General features: G+C 61.6%; 23 protein-coding genes and 1 riboswitch. Of the genes, 11 read left to right on the top strand and 12 right to left on the bottom strand.

Annotation, left to right across the window (positions count from 1 at the left end):
* The first annotated feature begins 75 nt into the window (after positions 1-75).
* Complete coding sequence (locus tag J9892_RS00320; protein WP_039040945.1) at positions 76-576, top strand: YfbU family protein; 501 nt, start codon at positions 76-78, stop codon at positions 574-576.
* Positions 577-628: 52 nt separating this feature from the next.
* Here J9892_RS00320 and yfbV read toward each other — a convergent pair whose 3' ends face one another.
* Positions 629-1,069, bottom strand: a complete 441-nt coding sequence (yfbV, locus tag J9892_RS00315; protein ID WP_039040944.1) for a terminus macrodomain insulation protein YfbV — start codon at positions 1,067-1,069, stop codon at positions 629-631.
* Positions 1,070-1,369: 300 nt separating this feature from the next.
* Here yfbV and J9892_RS00310 point away from each other — a divergent pair, with 300 nt between their 5' ends.
* Both J9892_RS00310 and pta read left to right on the top strand, forming a co-directional pair.
* Positions 1,370-2,572 carry an acetate kinase gene (locus J9892_RS00310; protein WP_010673162.1) on the top strand — a complete coding sequence of 401 codons (1,203 nt, stop codon included), beginning with the start codon at positions 1,370-1,372 and terminating at the stop codon, positions 2,570-2,572.
* Between the two features lie 70 nt (positions 2,573-2,642).
* Positions 2,643-4,796, top strand: a complete 2,154-nt coding sequence (gene pta / locus J9892_RS00305; RefSeq protein ID WP_041211116.1) for a phosphate acetyltransferase — start codon at positions 2,643-2,645, stop codon at positions 4,794-4,796.
* Positions 4,797-5,493: 697 nt separating this feature from the next.
* On the opposite strand, the gene ilvN is transcribed toward pta, so the two are convergent.
* The 6 genes from ilvN to J9892_RS00275 all read right to left on the bottom strand — a co-directional run bounded on the left by ilvN (position 5,494) and on the right by J9892_RS00275 (position 10,643).
* Positions 5,494-5,988: an acetolactate synthase small subunit gene (ilvN, locus tag J9892_RS00300; RefSeq protein WP_010673160.1), complete on the bottom strand. Its 495-nt coding sequence runs from the start codon at positions 5,986-5,988 to the stop codon at positions 5,494-5,496.
* Positions 5,988-7,706 carry an acetolactate synthase 3 large subunit gene (locus tag J9892_RS00295; protein ID WP_010673159.1) on the bottom strand — a complete coding sequence of 573 codons (1,719 nt, stop codon included), beginning with the start codon at positions 7,704-7,706 and terminating at the stop codon, positions 5,988-5,990. Before J9892_RS00295 ends, ilvN begins: the two co-directional genes overlap by 1 nt.
* Before the next feature lie 390 nt (positions 7,707-8,096).
* Positions 8,097-8,249, bottom strand: a complete 153-nt coding sequence (locus J9892_RS00290; RefSeq protein WP_010673158.1) for a hypothetical protein — start codon at positions 8,247-8,249, stop codon at positions 8,097-8,099.
* A 35-nt stretch (positions 8,250-8,284) separates the two neighbouring features.
* Positions 8,285-9,394 carry an MJ1255/VC2487 family glycosyltransferase gene (locus J9892_RS00285; protein ID WP_210537825.1) on the bottom strand — a complete coding sequence of 370 codons (1,110 nt, stop codon included), beginning with the start codon at positions 9,392-9,394 and terminating at the stop codon, positions 8,285-8,287.
* On the bottom strand, positions 9,391-9,894 hold the full coding sequence (locus tag J9892_RS00280) for a phosphatase PAP2 family protein (RefSeq protein ID WP_039041177.1): 504 nt from the start codon (positions 9,892-9,894) through the stop codon (positions 9,391-9,393). Before J9892_RS00280 ends, J9892_RS00285 begins: the two co-directional genes overlap by 4 nt.
* Positions 9,895-10,019: 125 nt before the next feature.
* Positions 10,020-10,643 carry a TetR/AcrR family transcriptional regulator gene (locus J9892_RS00275; protein ID WP_010673155.1) on the bottom strand — a complete coding sequence of 208 codons (624 nt, stop codon included), beginning with the start codon at positions 10,641-10,643 and terminating at the stop codon, positions 10,020-10,022.
* Between the two features lie 405 nt (positions 10,644-11,048).
* Between J9892_RS00275 and leuA the strand changes: the two genes are divergently transcribed.
* The 5 genes from leuA (at position 11,049) to J9892_RS00250 (ending at position 16,892) form a co-directional block, all read left to right on the top strand.
* Positions 11,049-12,611, top strand: coding sequence for a 2-isopropylmalate synthase (gene leuA / locus J9892_RS00270; protein WP_010673154.1), 1,563 nt, complete (start codon positions 11,049-11,051; stop codon positions 12,609-12,611).
* A 111-nt stretch (positions 12,612-12,722) separates the two neighbouring features.
* Positions 12,723-13,808 carry a 3-isopropylmalate dehydrogenase gene (gene leuB, locus J9892_RS00265; RefSeq protein ID WP_041211114.1) on the top strand — a complete coding sequence of 362 codons (1,086 nt, stop codon included), beginning with the start codon at positions 12,723-12,725 and terminating at the stop codon, positions 13,806-13,808.
* A gap of 32 nt (positions 13,809-13,840) precedes the next feature.
* Positions 13,841-15,238 (top strand): 3-isopropylmalate dehydratase large subunit, encoded by a 1,398-nt coding sequence (gene leuC / locus J9892_RS00260; protein ID WP_041211113.1) that lies wholly within the window; start codon positions 13,841-13,843, stop codon positions 15,236-15,238.
* Positions 15,239-15,250: 12 nt separating this feature from the next.
* On the top strand, positions 15,251-15,850 hold the full coding sequence (leuD, locus tag J9892_RS00255; RefSeq protein WP_103261503.1) for a 3-isopropylmalate dehydratase small subunit: 600 nt from the start codon (positions 15,251-15,253) through the stop codon (positions 15,848-15,850).
* A gap of 112 nt (positions 15,851-15,962) precedes the next feature.
* Entirely contained in the window at positions 15,963-16,892 is a 930-nt protein-coding gene (locus tag J9892_RS00250) for a hypothetical protein (RefSeq protein ID WP_039041181.1), read from the top strand.
* A 51-nt stretch (positions 16,893-16,943) separates the two neighbouring features.
* Here the strand turns inward: J9892_RS00250 and J9892_RS00245 are convergent, their stop codons facing one another.
* Positions 16,944-17,234 carry a PilZ domain-containing protein gene (locus J9892_RS00245; protein ID WP_010673149.1) on the bottom strand — a complete coding sequence of 97 codons (291 nt, stop codon included), beginning with the start codon at positions 17,232-17,234 and terminating at the stop codon, positions 16,944-16,946.
* A 91-nt stretch (positions 17,235-17,325) separates the two neighbouring features.
* Positions 17,326-17,416: riboswitch (TPP riboswitch) on the top strand.
* 83 nt (positions 17,417-17,499) lie between these two features.
* Between J9892_RS00245 and thiB the strand changes: the two genes are divergently transcribed.
* From thiB to thiQ, 3 genes are all read left to right on the top strand, one after another.
* Complete coding sequence (gene thiB / locus J9892_RS00240; protein ID WP_210537823.1) at positions 17,500-18,480, top strand: thiamine ABC transporter substrate binding subunit; 981 nt, start codon at positions 17,500-17,502, stop codon at positions 18,478-18,480.
* Entirely contained in the window at positions 18,456-20,084 is a 1,629-nt protein-coding gene (thiP, locus tag J9892_RS00235) for a thiamine/thiamine pyrophosphate ABC transporter permease (RefSeq protein ID WP_042016674.1), read from the top strand. Before thiB ends, thiP begins: the two co-directional genes overlap by 25 nt.
* Before the next feature lie 141 nt (positions 20,085-20,225).
* Positions 20,226-20,933 (top strand): thiamine ABC transporter ATP-binding protein, encoded by a 708-nt coding sequence (thiQ, locus tag J9892_RS00230; RefSeq protein ID WP_210537821.1) that lies wholly within the window; start codon positions 20,226-20,228, stop codon positions 20,931-20,933.
* A gap of 66 nt (positions 20,934-20,999) precedes the next feature.
* On the opposite strand, the gene J9892_RS00225 is transcribed toward thiQ, so the two are convergent.
* The 4 genes from J9892_RS00225 to J9892_RS00210 all read right to left on the bottom strand — a co-directional run bounded on the left by J9892_RS00225 (position 21,000) and on the right by J9892_RS00210 (position 26,062).
* On the bottom strand, positions 21,000-22,370 hold the full coding sequence (locus tag J9892_RS00225; RefSeq protein WP_010673145.1) for a PhoH family protein: 1,371 nt from the start codon (positions 22,368-22,370) through the stop codon (positions 21,000-21,002).
* A 206-nt stretch (positions 22,371-22,576) separates the two neighbouring features.
* Positions 22,577-23,248 (bottom strand): NrdJb, encoded by a 672-nt coding sequence (locus J9892_RS00220; RefSeq protein ID WP_052816554.1) that lies wholly within the window; start codon positions 23,246-23,248, stop codon positions 22,577-22,579.
* 9 nt (positions 23,249-23,257) lie between these two features.
* Positions 23,258-25,405, bottom strand: coding sequence for an adenosylcobalamin-dependent ribonucleoside-diphosphate reductase (locus J9892_RS00215; RefSeq protein ID WP_210537819.1), 2,148 nt, complete (start codon positions 25,403-25,405; stop codon positions 23,258-23,260).
* Between the two features lie 204 nt (positions 25,406-25,609).
* Positions 25,610-26,062: a pullulanase gene (locus tag J9892_RS00210; RefSeq protein WP_210537817.1), complete on the bottom strand. Its 453-nt coding sequence runs from the start codon at positions 26,060-26,062 to the stop codon at positions 25,610-25,612.
* Between the last annotated feature and the right edge of the window lie 397 nt (positions 26,063-26,459).

Genomic DNA, 26,459 nt, shown 5'->3' with positions numbered 1-26,459 from the left:
CCCCTCTCAGATCAAAAAATTCATCCTGGATATGGGTTAACGTGACCCCAGATTCATTTTCCAGCGAGACAGCCCATGAACATGAGCCACACCGAACGCCTGATCCTGAGCAACCAGTACGAGATCCTGGCCAAACTCAATCCGGAAAAGGCGGCGTTTTACCAGCGTGCCAGCACCATCGTCGAGCGCGGCTACTGCCTGCAGATCCTCGAGCTGGAGAAGAGCTTCGGCCATCTGGATCTTGCCACCTGCCAGGAGGTGCTGGACACCCTGGAGCTGCACCATGCACTGGCCATCTCCTGGGGCAACCTGGATGCCAGCGCCCGGGCCGATGTCAACGAGAGCCGCCTTGCCTTCAACGGCTACAGCCGCAGCCAGGAGCGGGAACTGGCGGATTACGTCTGCTTCCTGCTGGAAGTGGACAAGCGCTTCCCCGAACTGCCCTGCCCCTGCGATGAGCTCTCCAGCGACATCGCCATGCGGGACAAGTACCAACGCATGCTGGCGGTCTGGCGTCAGTGCCCCCGTCAATACAAGCTATCCATCCAGGAGATCAGCAAGGTGCTGGCCGCCTGAATGTGAAAAAGGCGCCTGAGGGCGCCTTTGTCGTCAGTCTGACTCCGGAAAGTCATTCGTAGAGGAAGGATTTGTCCAGCTGCTTGAAGGCGGCGTTGAGGGTATCGGCCAGCTCTTCGTAGCGGGGACGGGCCACCAGCTGACGTTGACCGCCCTGCTCGTTCATCTTGCCGTTTATCTCCCGATACCAGGTGGCGAGGGAGGGGGGCAGCCGGGTATCGGCGCGCTGGCCGAGCCAGTAGTACCCTTGCAGCGGCAGGCTGAGCAGGAAGAGCACGGACGCCATCACGGAGGGCCAGTAATGAAGCTCGCCAAACTGGAACTGCACCATGACGCTGAGCACCGCCAGTGCCGGGATCACCTTGAGGGCGAATTCGGTGGCCCTGATCACCCGATTCTCCGGGAACATGGAATTAAGCTCGGGACGGCGCGGCCAAAGAGTCATATAATGACGGCCTTGCTGTAATTTAGTTCCAAAAATGTTCATGCTCATGCTACCTCCGAGCTCTTTTCGAACGCATTAACGGCAAAACCTCGACAATATTTGAGAGGCAATAACAAAGGTTGAGGATGACTTTGTTATTTTTCAACAATCAGGTTATCCTTTGTACGCCCATTTTACGCTGGGGCACGGCCACTGACCAGTCAGGGACGTCTGAATTTCGGGTCTTGTATCACTATACAAGGGGCAAGCAACAGATTGCCAACCCTCATAAGGATAAGTTGATAGTTTTTGGACGCACCGCGTCCGGCGCATCCTCCAACCCAACCCAATCTGCGATAGGATTTATTCATGAGTAAGCTGGTTCTTGTTCTTAACTGTGGCAGCTCGTCCCTGAAGTTTGCTGTCATTGACGCAACCACCGGTGATGACCTGCTGTCCGGCCTGGCCGAATGCTTCAACCTCGACGACGCCCGCATCAAGTGGAAGCTGAACGGCGAGAAAGGCAACGCTGATCTGGGTGCCGGTGCCGCTCACCAGGAAGCGCTGGACTTCATCGTTCACAAGATCCTGCCGCTCAACCCGGAACTGTCCAAGAACCTGATCGCCATCGGCCACCGCGTGGTACACGGCGGCGAGCGTTTCACCTCCTCCGTTCGCATCTGTGATGACGTCATTGCCGGCATCGAAGCCGCCATTCCTTACGCACCGCTGCACAACCCGGCTCACCTGATCGGTATCCGTGCCGCCCTGAAGGTCTTCCCGGAACTGGCCGAGAAGAACGTCGCCGTGTTCGACACCGCCTTCCACCAGACCATGCCGGAAGAAGCCTTCCTGTACGCCCTGCCGTACAAGCTCTACAAAGAGAACGGCATCCGTCGCTACGGCGCCCACGGCACCAGCCACTACTACATCAGCCTGGAAGCGGCCAAGCAGCTGAACAAGCCGGTGGAAGAGCTCAACATCATCAACTGCCACCTGGGCAACGGCGGCTCCGTCTGCGCCATCAAGAACGGCCAGTCCGTCGACACCTCCATGGGCCTGACCCCGCTGGAAGGCCTGGTGATGGGTACCCGTTCCGGTGACATCGATCCGGCCATCATCTTCTTCCTGCACGACAAGCTGGGCATGAGCGTTGCCGAGATCAACACCATGCTGACCAAGGAATCCGGCCTGCAGGGTCTGACCGAAGTCACCTCCGACTGCCGTTTCGTTGAAGACAACTACGACAGCAAGGAAGAAGCCAAGCGCGCCATGGACGTGTACTGCTACCGTCTGGCCAAGTACATCGGTGCCTACGCCGCCGCCATGGACGGTCGTCTGGATGCCGTGGTCTTCACCGGCGGCATCGGCGAGAACTCCGCCCCGATCCGTGAGATCACCCTGAACAAGCTGGGCCTGCTGGGCTTTGACGTCGACCACGACGCCAACCTGAAGGCTCGCTTCGGCAAGGGCGGCGAGATCACCAAGGCTGGTTCCACCAAGGCCCTGGTTATCCCGACCAACGAAGAGTGGGTCATCGCCCACGACGCGCTGGAACTGGTCGGCGCATAAATTAGCTGTAGAGCAAGGCCGCCCCAGGGCGGCCTTTTCCTGATCCCAAAAAATGAACAAGGGGTAATAAGTGGCACGCACTATTATGCTCATCCCGGTCGGCACTGGTGTCGGCGTAACTTCCGTGAGCCTTGGCGTCGTTCGCGCCATGGAACGTCACGGTGTCAATGTCAGCTTCTTCAAACCGGTCGCCCAGCCGCGTCCGGGTGAAACCGGTACCGAGCGCTCCACCGCCGTGATCCGCGCCGCTGCCAACATCAACCCGCCCGAGCCGTTCGCCCTCTCCTACGCCGAGAACATGATCACCTCCAGCAACACCGACATCCTGCTGGAAGAGATCGTGGCCCGCTTCGAAGAGCACGTGAAGACCAGCGGTGCCGAAGTGGTGGTGATCGAGGGCCTGGTTCCGACCGACAAGCAACCCTTTGCCAACAAGCTGAACTACGACGTCGCCAAGGCGCTGGACGCCGACATGGTGTTCGTGACCCATCCGGGCAACGACTCCAGCCAGAAGCTCAAAGAGCGCATCGAGCTGGCCTGCTCCAACTTCGGTGGCGTCAACAACCCGCGCATCGTGGGCTGCGTCATCAACAAGGTGGGTGCCCCGGTTGACGAGCACGGCGTGACCCGTCCCGACCTGACCGAGATGTTCGAAGCGCACCACCACGGCGCCGATACCGGCCACAACCTGGAAGTGCTGCAGGTCTTCGGCAAGAGTCCGCTGCGCATCCTCGGCTGCATTCCCTGGAACACCCAGCTGATCGCACCACGCGCCAAGGATCTCGCCAAGCACTTGGCCGCCAAGATCATCAACAAGGGTGAGCTGGAAAGCCGCCGCCTGCAGACCGTGACCTTCTGCGCCCGCTCCATCCACAACATGATCGAGCACTTCCGTCCAGGCAGCCTGCTGGTGACTTCCGGCGACCGCTCCGACGTCATCGTCTCCGCCTGCCTCTCCGCCATGAACGGCGTCAAGCTGGGTGCCTTGCTGCTGACCGGCAACTACCACCCGGAACCCCAGGTGATGGCCCTGTGCCAACAGGCTATGGCCACCGGTCTGCCGATCATGATCACCGGCACCAACACCTGGCAGACCGCCGTCAGCCTGCAGAACTTCAACGTCGACATCCCGGAAGATGACCGCGAGCGTATCGAGCTGGTGCAGGACTACGTTGCTGGTCACATCGACAAGCACTGGATCGAGTCTCTCTCCGCCAAGTCCACCCGCTCCCGTCGCCTGAGCCCGCCGGCCTTCCGCTATCAGCTGACCGAGCTGGCCCGTCAGGCCAACAAGCGCGTCGTGCTGCCGGAAGGGGAAGAGCCGCGCACCATCAAGGCGGCCGCCATCTGTGCCGAGCGCGGTATCGCCCGTCCGGTGCTGCTGGGCAACCCGGACGAGATCCGCCGCGTCGCTGAACAGCAGGGCGTGATCCTGACCGACCGCGTCGAGATCATCGATCCCGTTGCCGTACGCGAGCGCTATGTGGCTCGTCTGGTCGAGCTGCGCAAGAACAAGGGCATGACCGAAGTGGTTGCCCGCGAGCAGCTGGAAGACAACGTGGTACTGGGTACCATGATGCTGGAGCGCAACGAGGTCGACGGTCTGGTATCCGGCGCAGTGCACACTACTGCCAACACCATCCGTCCGCCGATGCAGATCATCAAGACCGCCCCGGGCTCTTCCCTGATCTCCTCCATCTTCTTCATGCTGCTGCCGGATCAGGTGCTGGTCTACGGTGACTGCGCCATCAACCCGGATCCCACCGCCGAGCAACTGGCCGAGATCGCCATCCAGTCCGCCGACTCCGCTGCCGCCTTCGGCATCGAGCCGCGCGTGGCCATGATCTCCTACTCCACCGGCACCTCCGGCGCCGGCGCGGATGTGGAGAAAGTGCGTGAAGCGACCGAGCTGGCCAAGGCCAAGCGTCCCGACCTCATCATCGACGGCCCGCTGCAGTACGATGCGGCCATCATGGAGAACGTCGCCAAGTCCAAGGCACCGAACTCCCCGGTTGCCGGCAAGGCCACCGTGTTCGTCTTCCCGGATCTGAACACCGGCAACACCACCTACAAGGCGGTACAGCGCTCCGCCGAGCTGGTCTCCATCGGCCCCATGCTGCAAGGCATGCGCAAGCCGGTCAACGACCTCTCTCGCGGCGCCCTGGTGGACGACATCGTCTACACCATCGCCCTGACCGGCATCCAGGCAGCCCAGGCCGAGTAATCGACCCGCAGTCCGATGCAATGAAAAACCCGCCGAGAGGCGCAATGCTGTTCAGATAAGCACTTTTTTGACTGATTATTCATAAATTGGATTTGAGTTGAGGGGGCAAGGCTGTGTCCAGTCGATCTTCCTCCAGCCTTTATCCAGCGGGGCTTGCAATAGAAAGAGGGAGGCATCATGCCTCCCTCGATTTTTTGTCCTGATACTACGTGGACTGGAACTCAAATTCTCTTAAGTGAACAGCATTGCGCCGAGAGGCGGGTTTTTTTATGGCTCGCGCCCAGAAATGTTGATCCGCAAGATCAGATCGGGATCCCGTCCGGATCCACGAACAGATCCGCGTTCCGCCCTTGGCAAGGCACGAGGGATAAGCAAACGCTCACACCCTCGCCAGGGGATTGCACAAATGCGATCCAGCCAGGATCAAATTGAAATATCCCTTTAAGATCATGAGACTAACGCCAGACACACCGCTAATCTACAGAGTTTTCCACAGCTTTTGTGGATAGTTTACCGATCATTTGAAAGAAAATGACAGGTGAAGGCCCTCCCTCTCATCTTCTCTTTCACCCCCTTGATAACCTCCTGATGCTGTGGCCATCATCCCTACCGGCCCCCCCCACTTGCCCGCAACGCTGCCAGACACGAAAAAGGGCTCCGAAGAGCCCTTGAACAGCTATTTTCACATCCGGCCACATCAGGGACGCAGGGATTTGTCCGCCCGGGAGATGCCGCAGACACCGGAGCGCACCACTTCGATGATCTCGTTGGTCTGGGCAGCCGTCTTGATGAAGGCGTCCAGCTTTTCGCTGGTCCCGACGAGCTGCACCGTGTAGAGCTCGGGGGTGACGTCGACGATCTGGCCACGGAAGATGTCCGCCAGCCGCTTCAGTTCGTCACGGGCACCACCGGCGGCGCGCGCCTTGACCAGCGCGATCTCCCGCTCGATGTGCTCACCCTCGCTCAGGTCACACACCTTGAGCACGTCCACCAGCTTGTGCAGCTGCTTCTGGATCTGCTCCAGCACCCGCTCATCCCCCATGGTGACGATAGTCATGCGGGACAGGGTGGGATCCTCGGTAGGGGCCACCGTCAGGGTCTCGATGTTGTAGCCGCGCTGGGAGAAGAGGCCCACCACACGGCTCAGGGCACCGGATTCGTTCTCCAGCAGAACGGAAATTATATGTCTCATCAGGTTCTCTCCGTCTTGCTCAGCCACATCTCGTCCATGGCGCCAAATTTGATCTGCATCGGATAGACGTGCTCGTCCGGATCGACCGAGATGTCCATGAACACCAGTCTGTCCTTCATGGCAAAGGCCTTCTCCATGGCGCTCTCCAGCTCCGCCGGATCGCTCACCGCGATGCCGACGTGGCCATAGGCTTCCGCCAGCTTGACGAAGTCAGGCAGGGATTCCATGTAGGAGTGGCTGTGGCGGCCACCGTAGAACATCTTCTGCCACTGCTTGACCATGCCCAGCGCACGGTTGTTGATGGAGATGATCTTGATGGGCACCCCGTACTGCATGCAGGTAGAGAGCTCCTGGATGTTCATCTGCACCGAGCCGTCGCCGGTGACGCAGCAGACCACGGCTTCCGGGTTGGCAAACTGGGCGCCCATGGCGGCGGGAATGCCAAAGCCCATGGTGCCGAGACCGCCGGAGTTGATCCACTGGCGCGGTTTGGCAAACGGGTAGTAGAGGGCGGCAAACATCTGGTGCTGACCCACGTCGGAGGCGACGAACGCCTCCCCCTTGGTCACCTTGTAGAGAGTCTCGATGACCTGCTGCGGCTTGATCAGGGTGGGGTGGGTCTCGTAGGCCAGGCAGTTGCGGGAGCGCCACTGGTTGATCTGCTCCCACCAGTCCGCCAGCGCCTGCTTGTCGTTGTCAAAGCCGCACTCGCGGATCACTTCCAGCATCTGTTCCAGCACGGTTTCCACCGAGCCGACGATGGGCACGTGGGCCTGTACCGTCTTGGAGATGGAGGTGGGGTCGATGTCGATGTGGACTATGGTAGCGTTGGGGCAGAACTTGGCTACGTTGTTGGTCACGCGATCATCGAAGCGGGCACCCACTGCGAAGATGAGATCCGCGTTGTGCATGCTCTTGTTCGCTTCGAAGGTACCGTGCATCCCCAACATACCGATAAACTGCGGATGGGTGCCGGAGAAGGCGCCCAGCCCCATGAGCGTGGTAGTCACCGGCAGGTTCAGCAGCTCCGCCAGCTTGGTCACCAGGTGATCCGCATTGGCGTTGATGGCGCCGCCACCCACGTACATGACCGGGCGGCTCGCCTCGGTCAGCAGCTTGGCAGCCCGCTTGATCTGGCCCTTGTGCCCGGCCTTGGTCGGATTGTAAGAGCGCAGGGAAACGGACTCGGGATACTGATAGGGGAACTTCTCTTTCGGATTCTGCACGTCTTTGGGCAGATCCACCACCACGGGCCCCGGGCGGCCACTGGCGGCAATGTAATAGGCCTTCTTGATGGCCTCGGGAATGTCGCTGGCTTTCTTGCACAGGAAGCTGTGCTTCACCACCGGGCGGGAGATGCCGATCATGTCGGTCTCCTGGAACGCATCCTCCCCGATCATGCTGGTCGGCACCTGGCCGGACAGGATCACCAGGGGAATGGAATCCATGTAGGCGGTGGCGATCCCCGTGATGCAGTTGGTGGCGCCGGGACCCGAGGTCACCAGCACAGTGCCCACCTTGCCGGTGGAGCGGGCGTAACCGTCCGCCATGTGCACTGCGGCCTGCTCATGCCGCACCAGGACATGCTCCATCTTGCCGTTTTCGAAGAGAGCGTCATAGATGTCGAGCACTGAGCCACCAGGGTAGCCGAAAACGTGTTCCACTCCCTGATCCTCCAGCGCTCTAACCACCATCTGGGCGCCTGATAACATCTCCATGATAAAGCCCTCCAGGCTTTGCTCCGTTAAGCGAAAGCTATCGACAGTCCGCTGCTTCCCGGCAGCGCCGATCCGAGTCTTGTTGTTGTCTGCAGGCAGATCAGGCGAGTTCGGAGCCGTCGATAGTAGAAAAATAGGGGTTTTCCATCATTCACCCGAAAAGCGGGTGAAAAACCAACTTAACCCGCCCGTGAACGCTTGTCCACGGCTTTGTCTGGCCATAACAGTCATAAATTTCAAACAGCTATTAACATTCAGTGACTTGGCCACCAGACGGGCAACAAAGAGGGGCCCTGGGGGGAACAACCAGCGGATCATGCTGCCCGCGTCGGTCAGGAACAAAATAAACGGCCCACCCCGAGGGGGTGGGCCGTCAAAAACTGGCTGGTTTCACTGCTCGTCTTCGGGTTCTGCCAGCCAGATCTGCTGATCCGGATCCGTCTCTTCGCAGACCGAAATGCTGACACCCATGTCGAGCAGCTCATGCAGGGTGAGATTGTCTGCCAGGGTCATGGTGTCGCCGTTTTCATTGGTAAAGCGCATGGTGTCCGTCCTCTCCGTGGTGGGATCGACTCAGTTTAGTCAAAGGCGCTGAGTTGGGATAACCAGGGACGCTCCTGGCCGGTACGGCTGGCAAGCTCCCCCAGGCTGTCACACACCTCCTCCGGAAAGAGAGTCCTGCCCCAGAGGCGGCGGGAGAGCGCCCCCACCTCCTCCCCGGCCCCGGCCAGCAACCAGTCGGCCAGCTCTCCTGCCACATCGGGATAGCGTACCCTGCCAGGAGAAGGGGCCTCCAGCCAGCTTCGCACCGCATTGGCATCCAGGCTGTCCATCAACTGGGCCAGCCCCATCAGCTCCAGGGTCCTGCCGTTGGTCAACTGCTCGAACTGGCCACCCAGGGGTTTGACCAGCAGCTTCTTGCCCAAAGAGAGCGCCTCGGAGGCAAGCTCGAATCCCGCATTGCTGATGACCCCGCGACAACCGGCCAGCGCCAGCTTGAACCCCTCTCTGGCCTGAGGTTCAAAGCGGATGTTGCGCCACTCGCTACGCTTGCGCACCTCGGGATGGAAGCAGATGAACGACTGCGTGCTGAAACGCGACAACAGGGCCGCGATCGTCTCTGTCTGCTCGAATGGCAGATAGACCAGGATCTGCTGGTTGTCCGGCACCGGCTCGAGGGGATCGACGATGGGAGGCAGCAGGGGCTGGCCGAAATGGAACCAGTGCAGCCCCAGGGACTGGCGTACCGGCGCAAAATGGCGCATCAGCTGGCGGTTGAAGCCGCTCTCCCCCCAGCGCGGGATCGGCCAGTCGAAGCTCGCCTGATGGCTGATGGTGAGGCTGGGTTTGCCCCAGCGGCGAGCAGCATGGGCACTGAGCGGCTCGAAGTCGCTGATGACCAGATCGTACTCGCGACAATCGAGGGTACGCAGATCTTGCCAGAAACGCAGGGGAGAGAGTCCCTTGAGGGTACGCCAGCCCGAGATGCGCCCCTGATGGCTGGCGAAAGTGATACCGGGGAAGGTGCGATAATCCCCGAACTCCCCCATTTCGAAGTAGCCGTCGGCGGCGCGCCCGCTGAACAGATAGTCCACCGCCACGCCCCTGCTCTTCAATGCGCGCGCCAGGGTCCGGCTGCGACTGATATGGCCGTTGCCGGTCCCCTGAACGCCGAACAGTATCCTCATCCCTGGCTCCAACCCAGCGCCCAGAGGGCGCAACCACCGCCAAGCAGCGCCCCGGCCACCAGATCACTCAGATAATGCACCCCGAGCAGCAAGCGGGACGCCCCCACCAGCGCGGCCCAGACAAACAGCAGCGGTGCCCAGAGCGGGAAACTGGCGGCCAGTACGGTCGCCATCAGAAAGGCGGCCGCGGTATGGCCCGAGGGCAGGCTGTAACGATCCGACGGGGTGATGAAGACAGGCAGCCCTGCCGGGCGCTGGCGTTTGAGGGCATTCTTGAGCAGCAGGTAGAGCGGCAACTCGAGGGCAAACGCCCAGAGCGCCACCCTGACCGCCTCCTGCCCGGCGCTCCCCTGCCACCAGAGCAGGCAGGCCGCCACGGCATAGAGGGGGCCGTCACCGGTACGGGAGACAAGCCGGCTTATCCTGGCCTGCGGCTGATTGTAGGGATGAAGCAGGCAGACACGGCACACCCGCAGGTCCCATTGCTGGATCTTGTTCATCACGGCCCTCCCTTGCATCCTGAGTGCAGACTAGGAGGGCGGCATGACACTTCGTTGACGCCCAGATAACAGATTGATGAAAAAAAGGGCCCAGGGGCCCTTTTTCATCCGTCATCCCGGAAAAGTCAGTTCAGGGCACCGCGCAGGCCGTTTTCCATCAGGCGGCAGTTGTGGGCCGCGAGGCGGCTCATGAAGTGCTCGTCCACCGTCAGACCAAACACCTGTTCGTAGAGATCCTTCATCACGAAAGGCTGCCACATCATGCTGAGGAAGGAGATCTTCAGCATCTCGGGGTCCAGGTTGTCCGCCAGCTGGCCGTTGGAGCGCATGGATTCGAGCAGGGCATCGAACTGGGGAAGTTGGCGATCCAGCAGGCGGCTCAGCACAAAATCACGCCCCGGGCTCTTTTCAGTGGACAATGCGCTGGAGATGGCGGAGGTCAGCTCGCTGTTGGGCGCCATCACCTGATAGTAGGTGTTGAGCAGATCGGTCAGGCTGCGGTTGCTGCTCTCGTCGTGCCAGGCTTGCTCGAGGGGCTCGGCCACATCCCCCAGCACCGCCTTGTAGAGGCCTTCCTTGCTGCCGAAGTAGTAGTGGATCATCGCCAGATTGGAGCCTGCCAGCTCGGCAATCTCGCGGGTCGTCACCTTGCTGTAGGGGGTGTTGAGAAAACGTTCGCGTGCGGCGGCAAGCAGCTTGTCACGAATGTCGGAACGTCCGACTGGACGGCCAGGTCTGCGTTTTTCCATGGAATACCTCAGATAATTCAGCAAGGGCTGATAAGTCGATCTGATTGTGCGGGTGATCGAGTACAGCAGGAATGACCAGATAATCAGGCATGAACCGAATATGGGACAAGAGAATTTGCACTCCTTTACAATTCGATTAAATAAACCAGTGGATTGAACCTGTCCATTCCGGTTGACACAGCATAAAAATCTCGTTATTGGTAGTAGCGTTATCGACTGGAAGGATTGAGACATCATGCGTATTGCCGCTCCGCTACTACTGCTCTCCCTAATCGCGACTCCTCGCGCGGGATCCTTGTAGCCGGGCTAAGGCATAGCCGGAATTTACAGAAACCCGTGCACCCCGCACGGGTTTTTTTATGCCATGCAGGATGCACGCAGCGAACTTAGGAAGAGGGAAGTCACATGTCAGATCGGGTCATCATATTCGACACCACCTTGCGTGATGGTGAGCAGGCGCTGTCGGCCAGCTTGACGGTCAAGGAGAAGCTGCAGATCGCCCAGGCGCTGGAGCGGCTCGGTGTCGATATCATGGAAGTGGGTTTCCCCGTCTCCTCTCCCGGCGATTTTCAATCGGTTCAGACCATCGCCCGCCACATCAAGAACAGCCGGGTCTGCGCCCTGGCTCGCGCCCTGCAAAAAGACATCGATGCCGCCGGCGAAGCCTTGAAAGTGGCAGAGGCGTTTCGCATCCATACCTTCATCTCCACTTCCTCCATCCACGTGGAGAGCAAGCTGAAAAAGAGCTTCGAAGACGTGCTGGAGATGGGGGTCGGCGCCATCAAGCACGCCTTGCGCTACACCGATGACGTGGAGTTCTCCTGCGAAGATGCGGGCCGCACCCCGATAGACAACCTCTGCCGCATGGTGGAAGCCGCCATCAAGGCCGGCGCCCGCACCATCAACATTCCTGACACCGTGGGCTACACGGTGCCGACCGAATTCTCCGGCATCATCCATACCCTGTTCAACCGGGTACCCAACATCGACAAGGCCATCATCTCGGTGCACTGCCACGACGATCTGGGCCTCTCGGTGGCCAACTCCATCAGTGCCGTGCAGATGGGGGCCCGCCAGATCGAGTGCACCATCAACGGCATCGGCGAGCGTGCTGGCAACTGCTCTCTGGAAGAGGTCGCGATGATCCTGAAGACCCGCGCCGACCTGCTCGGGGTACACACCAACATTCGCCACAGCGAGATCCACCGCACCAGCACCCTCGTCAGTCAAATCTGCAACATGCCGGTGCAGCCCAACAAGGCCATCGTCGGCGCCAACGCCTTCTCCCACAGCTCAGGCATCCATCAGGACGGCGTGCTCAAGGCGAAGAACACCTATGAAATCATCACCCCCGAGAGCATCGGTCTCACCCAGAACAACCTCAACATGACCTCCCGCTCCGGCCGCCACGTCATCAAGCACCGGATGGAGTCCATGGGCTACGCCGAGAGCAGCTACGACCTCGACGATCTCTACGCCAAGTTCCTCACCCTGGCAGACAAGAAGGGCCAGGTGTTCGACTACGACCTGGAGGCCCTCGCCTTCTTCAGCCAGATCCACGAGGAGCCCGAGCACTTCAAGCTGGAGTACCTCGGCGTGCAGAGCGGCAGCTCGGTGCTCGCCACCGCCTCGGTCAAGCTCAAGGTAGGCCAGGATCTGGTGTGCGAGGCCGCCACCGGCAACGGCCCGGTGGATGCGGTCTACCAGTGCATCAACCGCATCACCGGCTACGAGATCCGCATCGATAAATACGAACTCAAAGGCAAGGGCGAGGGCAAGAACGCCCTCGGCCAGGTGGACATCGTCGCCGAGTACAAGGGGCGCAAGTTCCACGGCATGGGGCTGGCCACTGACATCATCGAATCCTCGGCCCAGGCCCTGGTCCACGTGATCAACAGCATCTGGCGCGCGGACCAGGTCGCCGAGCAGATGGAGCGCAACCACACCATCAAATCGGAAACCGTCTGAGCCCGCCGCCGGACAAGATGACAACATGACATGGGGAGGACCGAGGCCAGGGCAGTGGCCCGGACCGGCCTCCCGGATGAAACGGAATCACACTATCAAGACGGAGAGAGTATGAGCAGTTATCGGATCGCAGTATTGCCGGGTGACGGCATTGGCCCGGAAGTGATGGCAGAGGCCATCAAGGTACTGGAAAAGGTGCAGACCAAATTCGGCTTCTCCCTCGACTATGACCGTCACGACGTCGGCGGCATCGCCATCGACAACCACGGCACACCGCTGCCCCAGAGCACGATCAAAGGCTGCGAAGCGGCCGATGCGGTGCTGTTCGGATCGGTGGGTGGCCCCAAGTGGGAGCACCTGCCGCCCAACGATCAGCCGGAGCGCGGTGCCCTGCTGCCCCTGCGTGCCCACTTCAAACTGTTCTGCAACCTGCGCCCGGCCCGCATCTACACCGGTCTGGAGCAGTTCTCCCCGCTGCGTGCCGACATCTCCGATCGCGGTTTTGACATCGCCTGCGTGCGCGAGCTGACCGGCGGCATCTATTTCGGCCAGCCCAAGGGGCGTGAAGGGGAAGGCGCCACCGAGAAGGCCTTCGACACCGAGGTGTACCACCGCTTCGAGATCGAGCGCATCGCCAAGATAGCGTTTGAATCGGCCCGGGTGCGCAAGGCCAGGGTCACCTCCATCGACAAGGCCAACGTGCTCGCCTCCTCCATCCTGTGGCGCGAGGTGGTGACCGAGGTCGCCAAGTCCTACCCGGACGTGGCCCTGAACCACATGTACATCGACAACGCCACCATGCAGCTCATCAAGGATCCGTCCCAGTTCGACGTGCTGCTCTGCTCCAACCTGTTCGGTGACATCCTCTCCGACGAGTGCGCCATGATCACCGGCTCCATGGGCCTGCTCCCCTCAGCCAGCCTCAACGAATCCGGCTTCGGCCTGTTCGAGCCGGCCGGTGGCTCGGCCCCAGATATCGCCGGCAAGGGGATTGCGAATCCCATCGCCCAGATCCTCTCCGCCGCCCTGATGCTGCGTTACAGTCTCGGCCAGGAAGCCGCCGCCCAGGCCATAGAGCAGGCTGTGGCCCAGACCCTGGCAGAAGGCTATTTCACCGCCGACCTGCATCAGGCCAGCGCCACACACCCGGTGCAGAGCACGGCCGACATGGGCAGCCAGATCGCCGCGCGCATCTGATCCCACGGCATCGATAACAAGGAAACCGAGCAATGTCCAAGACCCTCTATCAGAAAGTGTTCGACGCCCACGTGGTGCGGGAAGTGGAAGGGGAAACCCCTCTCATCTACATCGACCGTCACCTGGTGCATGAAGTGACCAGCCCCCAGGCATTCGACGGCCTGCGCGCCATGAACCGCCAGCTGCGTCGCCCGGATCTGACCTGGGCCACCATGGATCACAACGTCTCCACCACCACCAAGGACATCGCCGCCTCCGGCGAGATGGCCCGCATCCAGATGGAGACGCTCGCCGCCAACTGCAAGGCGTTCGGGGTTCGTCTCTATGACTTGAACCACAAGTACCAGGGCATCGTCCACGTGATGGGCCCCGAGCTCGGCATCACATTGCCCGGCACCACCATCGTCTGCGGTGACTCACACACCGCCACCCACGGTGCCTTCGGGTCGCTCGCATTCGGTATCGGCACCTCCGAAGTGGAACACGTAATGGCCACCCAGACCCTGAAACAGGGCCGCGCCAGGACCATGCGTATCTCTGTCAACGGCAAGCTGGCCGCAGGCATCAGCGCCAAAGACGTGGTGCTCGCCATCATCGGCAAGGTGGGTCATGCAGGCGGGACCGGCTACGTGGTGGAGTTCGCCGGTGAAGCCATCGAGGGGCTCACCATGGAAGGGCGCATGACGGTGTGCAACATGGCCATCGAGCTCGGCGCCAAAGCGGGCATGATTGCCCCCGACCAGACCACCATCGACTACATCCGTGGCAAGGAGTTCGCTCCCAAGGGGGAGGCGCTGGAACAGGCCATCGCCTACTGGCTGACCCTCAAGAGCGACGAAGGTGCCCACTTCGACGCCGAAGTGGTGCTCGACGCAGCCGACATCGCCCCGCAAGTGACCTGGGGCACCAACCCGGGCCAGGTGATTGCCGTCAATGAGCCCATCCCTGCCCCGGAATCCTTCGCCGATCCGGTGGAGCAGCAGTCCGCCCGCAAGGCCCTCGCCTACATGGACCTGCAACCGGGCCAGAAGCTCTCCGACGTGGCCATCGACAAGGTGTTCATCGGTTCGTGCACCAACAGCCGCATCGAGGATCTGCGCGCTGCCGCCGCCATCGCCCGTGGCCGCAAGGTCGCCGCCGGGGTACAGGCCCTGGTGGTGCCGGGCTCCGAGCAGGTGAAGGCCCAGGCCGAGGCCGAGGGGCTGGACAAGATCTTCATCGAGGCAGGCTTTGAGTGGCGTTTGCCCGGCTGCTCCATGTGTCTGGCCATGAACAACGACCGGCTGCAACCGGGGGAGCGCTGCGCCTCCACCAGCAACCGCAACTTCGAGGGGCGTCAGGGTCGTGCCGGTCGCACCCACCTGGTGAGCCCGGCCATGGCCGCCGCCGCCGCCGTCACCGGCCGCTTCGCCGACATTCGTGCACTGTAAGAGGGAACGTACATGACAGGTTTCAAACAGCATAAAGGGATCGTCGTTCCCCTCGACAGCGCCAACGTCGACACCGACGCCATCATTCCCAAGCAGTTCCTGCAGAAGGTGAACCGCATCGGCTTTGGCAAGCACCTGTTCCACGACTGGCGCTTCCTGGACGATGCAGGGGAACAGCCCAACCCGGAGTTCGTACTGAACAAACCGCAATTCGCTGGTGCCAGCATCCTGCTGGCCCGCGAGAACTTCGGCTGCGGCTCGAGTCGTGAGCACGCCCCCTGGGCGCTGGCGGACTACGGCTTCAAGACCATGATCGCCCCGAGCTTTGCCGACATCTTCTACGGCAACGCCATCAACAACGGCATGGTGCCGGTTCGTCTGAAAGAGGAGGAGGTCGACGCCCTGTTCCAGCTGGTCGCCGCCCAGCCGGGTATCGAGATCGAAGTGGATCTGGAGGCCAACCAGGTGCGTGCAGGCAGCCTCACGTTCCGCTTCGAAATCGACGAGTTCCGTCGCTACTGTCTGCTCAACGGGCTGGATGCCATCGGTCTGACCCTGCAGCACGAGGCCGCCATCAGCGCCTTCGAGGCGAAGCAGCCAAGCTGGATTTGACGAGCCTGCGACAAGAAAGCGAGTAGAATCAACAGGGAGCCGAGGCTCCCTGTTTTATTGTCGGGTCGCTGTACAAAGCCCGCCACCTCTGCATGTCCGACAGGAGACACCTATGTCCGCAAGGGGCGCCCTTTCATTGCTCTGCCTGCTGCTCAGCCTCCCGGCCCTGGGCGGGCAGACCTCTTTCACCAACAGTGGCGGTCAGCTCAACGTCGGCTGGCAGGACAGAGAGGGCAAGGCGCAGCAGCTCAGCTACCGGCTGGAGGCGGGCAAGCTGCCCCCTCTCATCGCTTACCGTCCGGCCAGGATGCAGGAAGACGTACTGCAAAGCCTGCTGCAACAGGCCCCCCTGGCGTTCCCCGAGGTGCAGTTCTCCCTCGTTCGCCCCGCCATGAGCCTCAGCATCAAGAGCCGCAACGCCGACAAGGCGCGGGAAGCCTCCCAATGGGTCAAGCCCGAGCAGGCCAAACTGGAGGCTGCCTGGCTCACGCAGCACTACTTCCAGCCCTTCACTGCCCCAGACGGCGCTCCCGCCATCAAGCAGGATCATGTGCGCATCGCCCTGGAGAGCCGGGACGAACTGGCCCCGTTGATGGAGCAGCTCAAGCAGGAAGGGGCCACCGAGACCGAGGCGCGCCAGAAGACGGTGGCCCACATGCTCGACTTCATCCAGGCCATCCCTTATCAACTGCTCGACAGCCAGTCGGGCCGCTCTGGCAAGGGGTTTCTGAGCCCGCGCCAGGTGCTGGAGCAGAACCGGGGGGATTGCGACAGCAAGGTGACCCTGATGGCCGCCCTGCTGGCCCAGGGGTATCCCGATCTCAAGCAGGCCATGGTGTTCGTGCCGGGACATGCCCTGCTGGGGGTGGCCCTGCCAGCCAAACCGGGGGACGCCACCTTGAGCCGGGCGGGGGAGACCTACCTCCTGATGGAGCCGACCGGCCCGGCCCAGCTGCCCATGGGCCAGCTCGCGCCCACCAGCAAGACGCTGGTCGACAGCGGCCAGTTGAGCGTGCAGCCGGTGCAGGATGAGGGGAAATGAGACAGGCCAGCCCATGGCTGGCCTGTCTCGAGGAGGACGGGCGCCCGGGTCTCAGGTGAGGGAGAGAAACTCCAGCGCCAGCAGGAGACCGTCTTCTTCCTCCAACACCCGCACGATGCGAGCCTGGGCCTCGAAGGGAGGCAGAAGATTGCTGCTGGTCGCCAGGCTCACCCGGATGGGCTGGGCCAGATCGAACTCGTGCTTGTTCACTTCGACGCCCATGCCGTTGGCGCTGAGATCCCGGCAGACCCCCTCCAGCACCTGCTGATGCTGGAACAGGGTGACGGGGGCATTGATGACCATGCGCTGGAAGGCACGTCTTTCCTTGGTGCTGGTGATCACTGGGGACTTCCTCCTTGGTGGTGGCTCGCACGATGCGGCCCGTGAAACATAGTGCTGGCCTCCCCCCAGGAACGCCAATACAATGCGATGCGTTGCTCAAACGGGGTGCGGTTTACCGCTGAGATTATACCCGTGAACCTGATCCAGATAATGCTGGCGGAGGAATTTGAGGCATGGCGCGCGTTTTTTGTGCCCTCATCCGCCGGCGCTCACCACACGCGAGGTGCCATTGATGAGCACCCCGACATCCACAGGAGTGCCATTGATGAAGACCCTGCTGCTGATCGCCACCAGCCTGCTCTCTGCCCAGGCGTTTGCCGCCGACACCCTCACCGTCTACACCTACGGCTCCTTCGCCGCCGAATGGGGGCCGGGTCCCAAGATCAAGCAGGCCTTCGAGAAGGAGTGCGGCTGCACCCTCAATCTGGTGCCCCTCGAGGATGGCGTCGCCATCCTCAACCGGCTGCGGCTGGAAGGCCAGCACAGCAAGGCCGACATGGTGCTGGGGCTGGACGATGCCCTCATCAGCGAGGCCAAGCAGAGCGGCCTGTTCGCCCCCCATTCCACCAGGCTCGATGGCCTCAAGGTGCCGGGTGGCTGGCAGGACGACACCTTTGTCCCCTATGACTACGGCTACTTCGCCTTCGTCTATGACAGCAACAAGCTCAAGCAGCCCCCCAAGAGCCTGAAGGAGCTGGTGGCGCGCCCCGATATCAAGGTGATCTATCAAGATCCCCGCACCTCCACCCCGGGTCAGGGCCTGATGCTCTGGATGAAGTCGGTCTACGGGGATGAGGCACCGACCGCCTGGGCGCAACTGGCCAAAAAGACGGTCACCGTCACCAAGGGGTGGTCAGAGGCCTACGGCATGTTCCTCGACGGTGAGGCGGACATGGTGCTCTCCTACACCACCTCCCCCGCCTATCACCTGATCGCCGAAAACAAGCCCCAGTACCGGGCGGCCGCGTTCGAGGAGGGTCACTACCGCCAGGTGGAAGTAGCAGCCAAGCTCAAGGGCGCCACACAGGGCAAACTGGCTGACCAGTTCCTGCAATTCATGGTGAGCCCCGCCTTCCAGAACGAGATCCCCGGCGGCAACTGGATGTATCCGGTGACAGACGTGGTGCTGCCCAAGGGATTCGAACAGATGATCACCGTAGCGAAGCCACTCACCTTCAGCTCTGACGAGGTAGCCGCCAACCGCAAGGGGTGGATCCGCGAATGGCTGCAAGCCGTCACCCAGTGAGTTCAGGTCGTCGCACCCTCTGGTGGCTGCCCGGCAGTGCAGCCACCCTGGTCATCCTGCTGCTCTCCATTGGGCCGCTGGTCGCCCTGTTGTGGCAGGCGGGGGCCCTCTCCCCCCGCGCCCTGCTAGGCGATCCCTACCTGCGCCACGTGCTGGGTTTCAGCCTCTGGCAGGCACTGCTCTCCACCCTGCTGAGCCTGGGGCTTGCCATCCCGGTGGCCAGGGCCCTGGCGCGACGCCGTTTCACCGGACGCCGCCTGCTGCTCAAGCTGTTCGGCCTCTCCCTGGTGTTGCCGGTCATCATCGCCATCTTCGGCATGGTGGCGGTGCACGGTCGTCAGGGCTGGCTGCCGCAACTGCTGCACGGCCTGGGCCTGGATCCCGGCAACTATCTCTATGGCCTGTTCGGCATCCTGCTAGCCCATGTCTTCTTCAACATGCCGCTGGCTGCCCGCCTCATCCTGCAGAGCATAGAGAGCATCCCCGAGTCCTCCTGGCGCCTCGCCAGCCAGCTCGGCATGCGCTCCTCCCACATCTTCCGGCTGCTGGAGTGGCCGCTCATCCGCGGCATCTTGCCGGGGCTCGCCAGCCTCATCTTCATGCTCTGCTTCACCAGCTTCACCACAGTGCTGGCGCTCGGGGGCGGCCCCAAGTCCACCACACTGGAGGTAGCGGTCTACCAGGCGCTGCGCTTTGACTTCGATCTCGCCACCGCTGGCGGGCTCGCCCTGGTGCAACTGCTGCTGACCCTGGCCCTGCTCCTGCTGCAACACAAGCTGCAGACCACCCCGGCCAGTCGCCTCACCAGCCGTCGCCCCTGCCTGCGTCCCGACAGACACCAGAAGGGCAGCGCTCTGGTGGATGGCCTGGCCCTGACCATGGGGCTCGCCATCTTCCTGCCGCCCCTGCTGGCCATCGTGGTCGCCGGGTTCAACCCCGGTCTGCTGGCGGCGCTCGGCTCACCCCGGCTGTGGCAGGCAGGGGGGCAGTCCCTGGGCATAGCCCTGGCGGCGGGCTCCCTGGCCACTTTGCTCGGCGCCGGGCTGCTGCTCACCAGCCGGCATCTGAGGGTGCGGGATCGCAAACGGCGGGCCGCCGCCCTGTGGGAGGCCAGCGGCTCCATGATCCTGATGATCCCGGCGGTGGTGCTCTCCACCGGCCTCTTCATCCTGTTCATGCCCTTCACCGACGTCTTTGCCCTGGGCCCCTGGCTGGTGGTGCTGGTCAACGCCCTGATGGCGCTGCCCTATGTGCTGCGCACCCTCTCGGCCCCCATGCAACTGGTGGTGCGCCAGTACGATCGGCTGGCGGACAGCCTGGGGGTGCGCGGCCTGCATCGCCTGCGCCTGGTGGAGTGGCCCCTGCTGCGCCGCCCGCTGGCCCTGGCCATGGCGCTCTCGATGATATTGTCCCTTGGGGATCTCGGGGCCATCGCCATGTTCGGCAGCCAGACCCTCACCACCCTGCCCTGGCTGCTCTATCAGCAGCTCGGTAGCTACCGGCTGACCGAGGCGGCCGCCACCGCCCTGCTGCTGCTCACCCTCTGCTTCTCCCTGTTCTGGCTGGTGGAGCGGGGACTGGGAGGCAGACATGTGGATCACTGATCCCCGGCGGCATTGCCGCCCCCCAGCCCCCAGGATTCGGCCGGGCACGCCCCTGGGGCGCCCCTTGGGGCAGTCACTCACGCTGCCTTTCATCAATTTTTCTTACTTGTTGTTCTATAAAACGACATTCAGGAGCCAAACATGCTGGTAATTGAGGAACTGGTCACCAGTTATCCCGACTGGCAGGTGACCTTCAGTGCGACCTTGCCCAAGGGGGAGATCACCGCCCTCATCGGTCCGAGCGGCGCCGGCAAGTCCACCCTGCTCGGCATGATCGCGGGCTTCGTGCCGGTGGAGTCGGGCACCCTCACCTTCGACGGCCAGGATCTGCTGTCACTGGGCCCCGCCGAGCGCCCGGTCACCACCCTGTTCCAGGATCACAACCTCTTCCTGCACCTGTCGGTGTTCGACAACATCGCCATCGGCCTGCATCCCGGCCTGCGCTTGAATCCGGCCCAGAAAAGGCAGGTGCAGGAGGCCGCTGACAAGGTGGGCCTGGGGGAGATGCTGACGCGCCTGCCGGAGCAGCTCTCCGGCGGCCAGCAGCAGCGGGTGGGGCTGGCCCGCGCCCTGGTGCGGGGCAGGCCGCTGCTGCTGCTGGACGAGCCCTTCTCGGCCCTCGAGCCGGCCCTGCGCCGGGAGATGCTGGCGGAGGTCGCCCGCCTCGCCTGCGAGCAGGGCATCACCGTGCTGATGGTCTCTCACAACCCCGAGGATGCCCAGCTCATCGCCGATCAGGTGCTCTTCATCGACGCGGGACGCATCGCCTTGCAGGGCAAGCCGGATATCCTGCACAGCAGCGATCACCCCGGGCTGCTGCGCTACCTGGGCCGACCGAGAGAGGCATGAGATAGGCGGGATCAAAAAAGGGGAAGCCGTCCGGCTTCCCCTTTCTCATTCAGAGGTCACGTCAAATCAGAGATTTTCCTCGGCGAACGAAGCCAGCCGGCTGCGCACCACCCCGTTCAGGAAGATGTTGGCACTGCCGTCGAAGTCCTTGAACCGCTCGACGATGTAGGTCAGACCCGAGGTCACCGGGCTCAGGTAGTTGGAGTCTATTTGAGCCAGGTTGCCGGAGCAGACGATCTTGGTCCCCTCCCCGCAGCGGGTGATGATGGTCTTGATCTGAGACGCGGTCAGGTTCTGGCACTCATCCAGCAGCACGAAGGTGTTCTGGATGCTGCGCCCGCGCATGAAGTTGACCGATTTGAACTGGATGTTGGCCTTCTCCATGATGTAGCTGAGGGACCCGCTCATGTTCTCGTCCTGCTTGTGCAGCACCTCCAGAGTGTCGGTGACCGCCGCCAGCCAGGGCATCATCTTCTCTTCTTCGGTGCCGGGCAGGAAGCCGATGCTCTCGGCAATTTCCGGGGTATTTCGGGTGACGATCACCTTCTCGTAGATCCCCTTCTCGATCACCAGCTCCAACGCCGCCGCCATGGCGAGCAGGGTCTTGCCGCAGCCCGCCGGGCCGGTCAGGATCACCAGGTCGATGTGCGGATCCAGCAGGGCATCCAGCGCCATGCCCTGATAGACGTTCTTGGGATGCACCCCCCAGGCCTTGCGGGACATCAGCCGCTCGCGGCCGAGATCTTTCAGGCGGATCTTGTTGCCGTCGTGGCTCAGTACCCGCGCGGCAAAGAAGTTCTCCTCGTCCAGGAGGTACTGGTTGACGTGGACGCCCTCCAGCAGGTTGGCATCGATGACGTGGACCGTATCGCGGCCATGGGTTTCGCTGTCGCACTCGCCGACCCGCTCCCAGAAACTGCCGGGCACCACCTGGAAGCCCTTGGCGAGCAGACGGATGTCGTCGATGAGCTGGTCGCTGCGGTAATCCTCCACATGGGCAAGACCTGCTCCCTTGGCCTTGAGGCGCATGTTGATGTCTTTGGTGACCAGCACCACCTGACGCTTCATCTCGTGCTTTTGCAGGTAGAGGGCGGCGTTGATGATGCGGTTGTCCGCCTCCTTGTCGGTGAACACCTCGGCATCCTGGGGCAGATGGTGGTCGCTGAAGATGGAGATACGGCCGCTCGCCTCGCCGGCCAGTGCCACTCCTTGCACTATCTGCTCCGGAGTCGCATCGCGGAACACATCTTCCAGGGCACGGATGGCGATGCGGGCATCACGGCTGACGTCCTTCTGGCGATCCTTGATGTTGTCGAGCTCTTCGAGCACCGTCATGGGGATGAGCACGTCGTGCTCTTTGAAGGAGTAGATGGCGAGGGGTTCGTGAAGCAGAACGTTGGTATCCAGGATAAACAGCTTTCGGTCCGTGTTGTCCATAAGCATCCTCCTTGGCACTGAAGGTGCCACGTGTGTGAATCTCAGATGTCATTGAAACCACACGGCCGTGACAGTTTTATTACCCCCAACGCTACGCCCGAATTTACCGGTGCGCAACAAATCGCTGCCATCATGGGCGTCGTTCGAACATAAAATCAGCAACGAAAAGGCCGGCATGTCGCCGGCCTTTGGTGGCAATCAGCACCTCAACCGCACTTGGAATCCCCGCAGTTGAGACAGGTCATGCAGCCATCCTTTTGCACCAGCGCCTTGGTGTGGCACTTGTAGCAGAGCACGGCACTGGGTGGGAAACCGCTGCCCGCCGGCTGCTCTTCTGCCTGCAATTGCGCCTGCTTCTCGGCCAGGAACGCCTGCTGGTGCTCGTCCAGCCCGGGTACCTTGAGCATGCCGATCTCGGTGAGATGGGTTTCGATCACGTTGCCAATTTCGGCGATGAGCGAAGGCACGTACTTGCCCTTGTTCCAGTAGCCCCCCTTGGGATCGAACACGGAGCGCAACTCCTCCACCAGAAAGGTGACGTCCCCTCCCTTGCGAAACACCGCCGAGATGATGCGGGTCAGCGCCACTATCCACTGATAGTGCTCCAGACTCTTGGAGTTGATGAAGATCTCGAACGGGCGCCGGGTCTCGTGCACCGTGCCCTCGTTAAGAATGATGTCGTTGATGGTGATGAACAGCGAGTGCTCGGAGACATGCTCCGGCGTCTTCAGTTTGTAGGTGGTGCCCATCAACCGTTCCGGGCGCAGCACGGTTTCATGCATGTGCACCACGTCATCCTGGGGCGTCGGCGCATCTTGCGGCTCATCCCGGGTTTTTACCTTGTAGGCGACGATTTTTCTGTCGATCTTCTTGACCATGTCTCGTCCTCAGAACTTGCCGTAATAGCCTTCTTTCAAGGCGTCATAGAGGTTGGCGGCGGTGTGCAGCTCGCCATCGTATTCGATCTCCTCGTTCCCCTTCGCCGTGATGACGGTGCCATCCTCCAGGGTGAACTCGTAACTGGTGTTCTCCAGATCCTTCTCCTTCACCAGCACGCCCTGGAAGGCGGCCGGGTTGAAGCGGAAGGTGGTACAGCCCTTGAGGCCGGAGTCCGAGGCATAGAGGTAGATATCCTTGAACTGCTCGAACGGAAAATCGGTCGGCACGTTGGCGGTCTTGGAGATGGAGGAGTCAATCCAGCGCTGGGCCGCCGCCTGGATATCCACGTGCCCGGTCGGCGTGATGTCGTCCGCGGTGATGAAGTAATCCGGCAGGCGGCTACCTTCCTCCTCGGCATAGGGCATGGCGGCCGGGTTCACCAGCTCGCGATAGGCCAGCAGCTCGAAGGAGTAGACATCCACGCTCTCCTTGCTCTTCTTGCCCGGTTTGATGACATTGCGGCTGTAGTGGTGGGCAAAGCTCGGCTCGATGCCGTTGCTGGCGTTGTTGGCGAGCGACAGGGAGATGGTACCGGTCGGCGCTATGCTGCTGTGGTGGGTGAAGCGTCCGCCCACCTCGGCCAGCTCGGCTACCAGAGCGGGATCCACTTCGGCCACCTGCTGCATGTAGCGGCTGTAGCGGGCATGCAACACCTTGCCCTTCACCTTGTCGCCGAGCTTGATGCCATCTGCCGCCATTTCGGGGCGCAGACGCAGCATCTTGCCGGTGACTTCGAACTCCTGCTCCATGATGGGGGCGGGCCCCTTCTCCTTCGCCAGACGCAGAGACTCCTGCCAGCCGGTCATCGCCAGCTCCTGGGAGACCTGTTCGGTGAAGGCGACGGAGGCCGCAGAGCCGTACTTGATGCGCAGCATGGTGAGGGTCGAGCCCAGCCCCAGGAAGCCCATGCCGTGGCGACGCTTGGCGGTGATCTCCTCGCGCTGCTTGGCCAGCGGCAGCTGGTTTATCTCCACCACGTTGTCGAGCATGCGGGTGAAGATGGCCACCACCTTGCGAAACGCGGGCCAGTCGAAGGCGGCCTGCTCGGTGAAGGGATCGCGCACGAAGGTGGTCAGGTTGACCGAGCCCAGCAGGCAGGCCCCATAGGGCGGCAGAGGCTGTTCACCGCAGGGGTTGGTGGCACGGATCTCTTCGCAGAACCAGTTGTTGTTCATCTGGTTCACCTTGTCGATCAGGATGAAACCGGGCTCCGCATAGTCGTAGGTAGAGGTCATGATGACGTTCCACAGCTTGCGCGCGGGCAGGGTCTTGTAGACCTTGCAGGCCACCTGGCCCAGCTCGTTGATCACAACCCCCTCCTTGTTGGGCCAGTCCGCCCAGACCACCCTCGCAGGGTCATCCAGCGTGATGCCATCCTGCTCCACCTCCTTGGCGGTGTAGGGGAAGATCAGTTGCCAGGGGGCATCCTCCTTCACCGCACTGACGAACTCTTCGGTGATGAGCAGGGAGAGGTTGAATTGACGCAGGCGACCATCCTCCCGCTTGGCCTGGATGAACTCGACGACATCGGGGTGACGGATATCCATGGTGCCCATCTGGGCGCCACGACGGCCACCGGCAGAGGAGACGGTAAAGCACATCTTGTCGTAGATATCCATGAAGGAGAGCGGCCCGGAGGTATAGGCCCCCGCTCCCGAGACGAAGGCTCCACGCGGTCGCAGGGTCGAGAAGTCGTAACCGATGCCGCAACCCGCCTTCAGGGTCAGCCCCGCCTCGTGCACCTTGCCGAGGATATCGTCCATCGAATCCTCAATGGTGCCGGAGACGGTGCAGTTGATGGTGGAGGTCGCCGGCTTGTGCTCAAACGCCCCGGCGTTGGAGGTGATACGGCCCGCCGGAATGGCACCATTGCGCAGGGCCCACAGGAAGGGTTCATACCAGGTGTCGGGTTCGCGCTCCTGCGCAGCCAGCGCGCGAGCGACACGCTGGTAGGTCTCGTCGATGGAGCCGTCGATGGGGGCGCCATCCTTGCTCTTGAGACGATACTTGCTGTCCCAGATCTCGAGAGACGTCTCCTGCAGAGGGATCTGGCGGCTGGCGGTGACGCCCTCCAGTACCGGAATGGATTTAGCCATGGTCAATCAACCTCCTGTGAATGGGGCAATATCGTGACAAGAATACTACCAGTAGCAAATTTAAGAACTTAAAACACAATATGTTGTGATTCATCCGTCGTGAGGGCGCCGATTCTATCCTAAAAAAATGCCCCGGCCAGCAGATTTCTGGGCCAGGGCATTTAACCGGTTCAATTTCCGAGAGATTTAAAGCGAGAGACTATCTCAGGGTTTCTTGACGTATACGCTCGGTGTCTCACCCGCCATATTCAGATAGAACTCATAGACGCCATCCGCCTCGGGCGAGAACTTCATGTCCTCATACTTGGAGCACGGGTTGACCGGTACAGGTTCCCCGCCGAGCACGGCAACGCCATCGCTCGGGCTCTTGTAACCGAAGTTGCTGCCACAACTCCAGCCGGAGTCGGCAAACTTGAACTTGTAAGGAGCCCACTCTTTCTTGAGCGTCCCCTTGGCCATGTAGAGCTTGTCGGCAACCTTGACGACCTTGCTTTCGTCGGTGGCCATCCAGTCGTTCATCTCACCACGCAGGTAGATGGACTTGCCGCCGAAGTCGCTGTTGTCCGCCGCCGCCTGCTCTGCACCACCATTGGATGCGCAACCGCCTAATACCAGGGTTCCCGCCGCCAGCATCATCGTTACTGTTCTTTTGAACATGTGTCCATTCCTCAAATTATTGTGATTCCTTGGTCCATCGATGTGGACCCGGGAATTAAACCAGAGCAGGCATGACAAGAAAGGTAGAAGCATCACATTCTGTGCTTTTTATATCCAGAATGCGGGTCTTCGAATAGATATTGAGCAGAAATAGGCCGCAAACAAGTCGATATTGGCTGGGATGATGAATGCGAGTATCAGAAAACACGGCGGAAAACAGCACCATAGTGCCCGCCTGCCCTCCAGTGAGGGCTGAATTTCAGGCAATAAAAAACCCCGCTCGAGTGAGCGGGGTTTCTTGTATTGGGTGCCTGGCAGTGTCCTACTCTCGCATGGCGAATGCCACACTACCATCGGCGCTACAGCGTTTCACTTCTGAGTTCGGCATGGGGTCAGG

It is taken from the genome of Aeromonas sp. Prich7-2, from assembly GCF_017939255.1.
GTDB lineage: Bacteria > Pseudomonadota > Gammaproteobacteria > Enterobacterales > Aeromonadaceae > Aeromonas > Aeromonas caviae.
The sequence above is the reverse complement of the archived record's forward strand: the minus strand, read 5'-3'. Positions and strand labels throughout refer to the sequence as shown.

Coding starts and splice junctions, on each gene's coding strand:
- leuB (WP_041211114.1), top strand. CDS start 12,723: ATGAGCAGTTATCGGATCGCAGTATTGCCGGGTGACGGCATTGGCCCG.
- yfbV (WP_039040944.1), bottom strand. CDS start 1,069: ATGAGCATGAACATTTTTGGAACTAAATTACAGCAAGGCCGTCATTAT.
- J9892_RS00280 (WP_039041177.1), bottom strand. CDS start 9,894: ATGAACAAGATCCAGCAATGGGACCTGCGGGTGTGCCGTGTCTGCCTG.
- thiP (WP_042016674.1), top strand. CDS start 18,456: ATGGCTGCAAGCCGTCACCCAGTGAGTTCAGGTCGTCGCACCCTCTGG.
- leuA (WP_010673154.1), top strand. CDS start 11,049: ATGTCAGATCGGGTCATCATATTCGACACCACCTTGCGTGATGGTGAG.
- leuC (WP_041211113.1), top strand. CDS start 13,841: ATGTCCAAGACCCTCTATCAGAAAGTGTTCGACGCCCACGTGGTGCGG.
- thiB (WP_210537823.1), top strand. CDS start 17,500: ATGAAGACCCTGCTGCTGATCGCCACCAGCCTGCTCTCTGCCCAGGCG.
- J9892_RS00220 (WP_052816554.1), bottom strand. CDS start 23,248: ATGGTCAAGAAGATCGACAGAAAAATCGTCGCCTACAAGGTAAAAACC.
- thiQ (WP_210537821.1), top strand. CDS start 20,226: ATGCTGGTAATTGAGGAACTGGTCACCAGTTATCCCGACTGGCAGGTG.
- J9892_RS00310 (WP_010673162.1), top strand. CDS start 1,370: ATGAGTAAGCTGGTTCTTGTTCTTAACTGTGGCAGCTCGTCCCTGAAG.
- J9892_RS00285 (WP_210537825.1), bottom strand. CDS start 9,394: ATGAGGATACTGTTCGGCGTTCAGGGGACCGGCAACGGCCATATCAGT.
- J9892_RS00215 (WP_210537819.1), bottom strand. CDS start 25,405: ATGGCTAAATCCATTCCGGTACTGGAGGGCGTCACCGCCAGCCGCCAG.
- J9892_RS00250 (WP_039041181.1), top strand. CDS start 15,963: ATGTCCGCAAGGGGCGCCCTTTCATTGCTCTGCCTGCTGCTCAGCCTC.
- J9892_RS00210 (WP_210537817.1), bottom strand. CDS start 26,062: ATGTTCAAAAGAACAGTAACGATGATGCTGGCGGCGGGAACCCTGGTA.
- J9892_RS00225 (WP_010673145.1), bottom strand. CDS start 22,370: ATGGACAACACGGACCGAAAGCTGTTTATCCTGGATACCAACGTTCTG.
- J9892_RS00275 (WP_010673155.1), bottom strand. CDS start 10,643: ATGGAAAAACGCAGACCTGGCCGTCCAGTCGGACGTTCCGACATTCGT.
- leuD (WP_103261503.1), top strand. CDS start 15,251: ATGACAGGTTTCAAACAGCATAAAGGGATCGTCGTTCCCCTCGACAGC.
- J9892_RS00320 (WP_039040945.1), top strand. CDS start 76: ATGAACATGAGCCACACCGAACGCCTGATCCTGAGCAACCAGTACGAG.
- J9892_RS00290 (WP_010673158.1), bottom strand. CDS start 8,249: ATGCGCTTTACCAATGAAAACGGCGACACCATGACCCTGGCAGACAAT.
- J9892_RS00295 (WP_010673159.1), bottom strand. CDS start 7,706: ATGGAGATGTTATCAGGCGCCCAGATGGTGGTTAGAGCGCTGGAGGAT.
- ilvN (WP_010673160.1), bottom strand. CDS start 5,988: ATGAGACATATAATTTCCGTTCTGCTGGAGAACGAATCCGGTGCCCTG.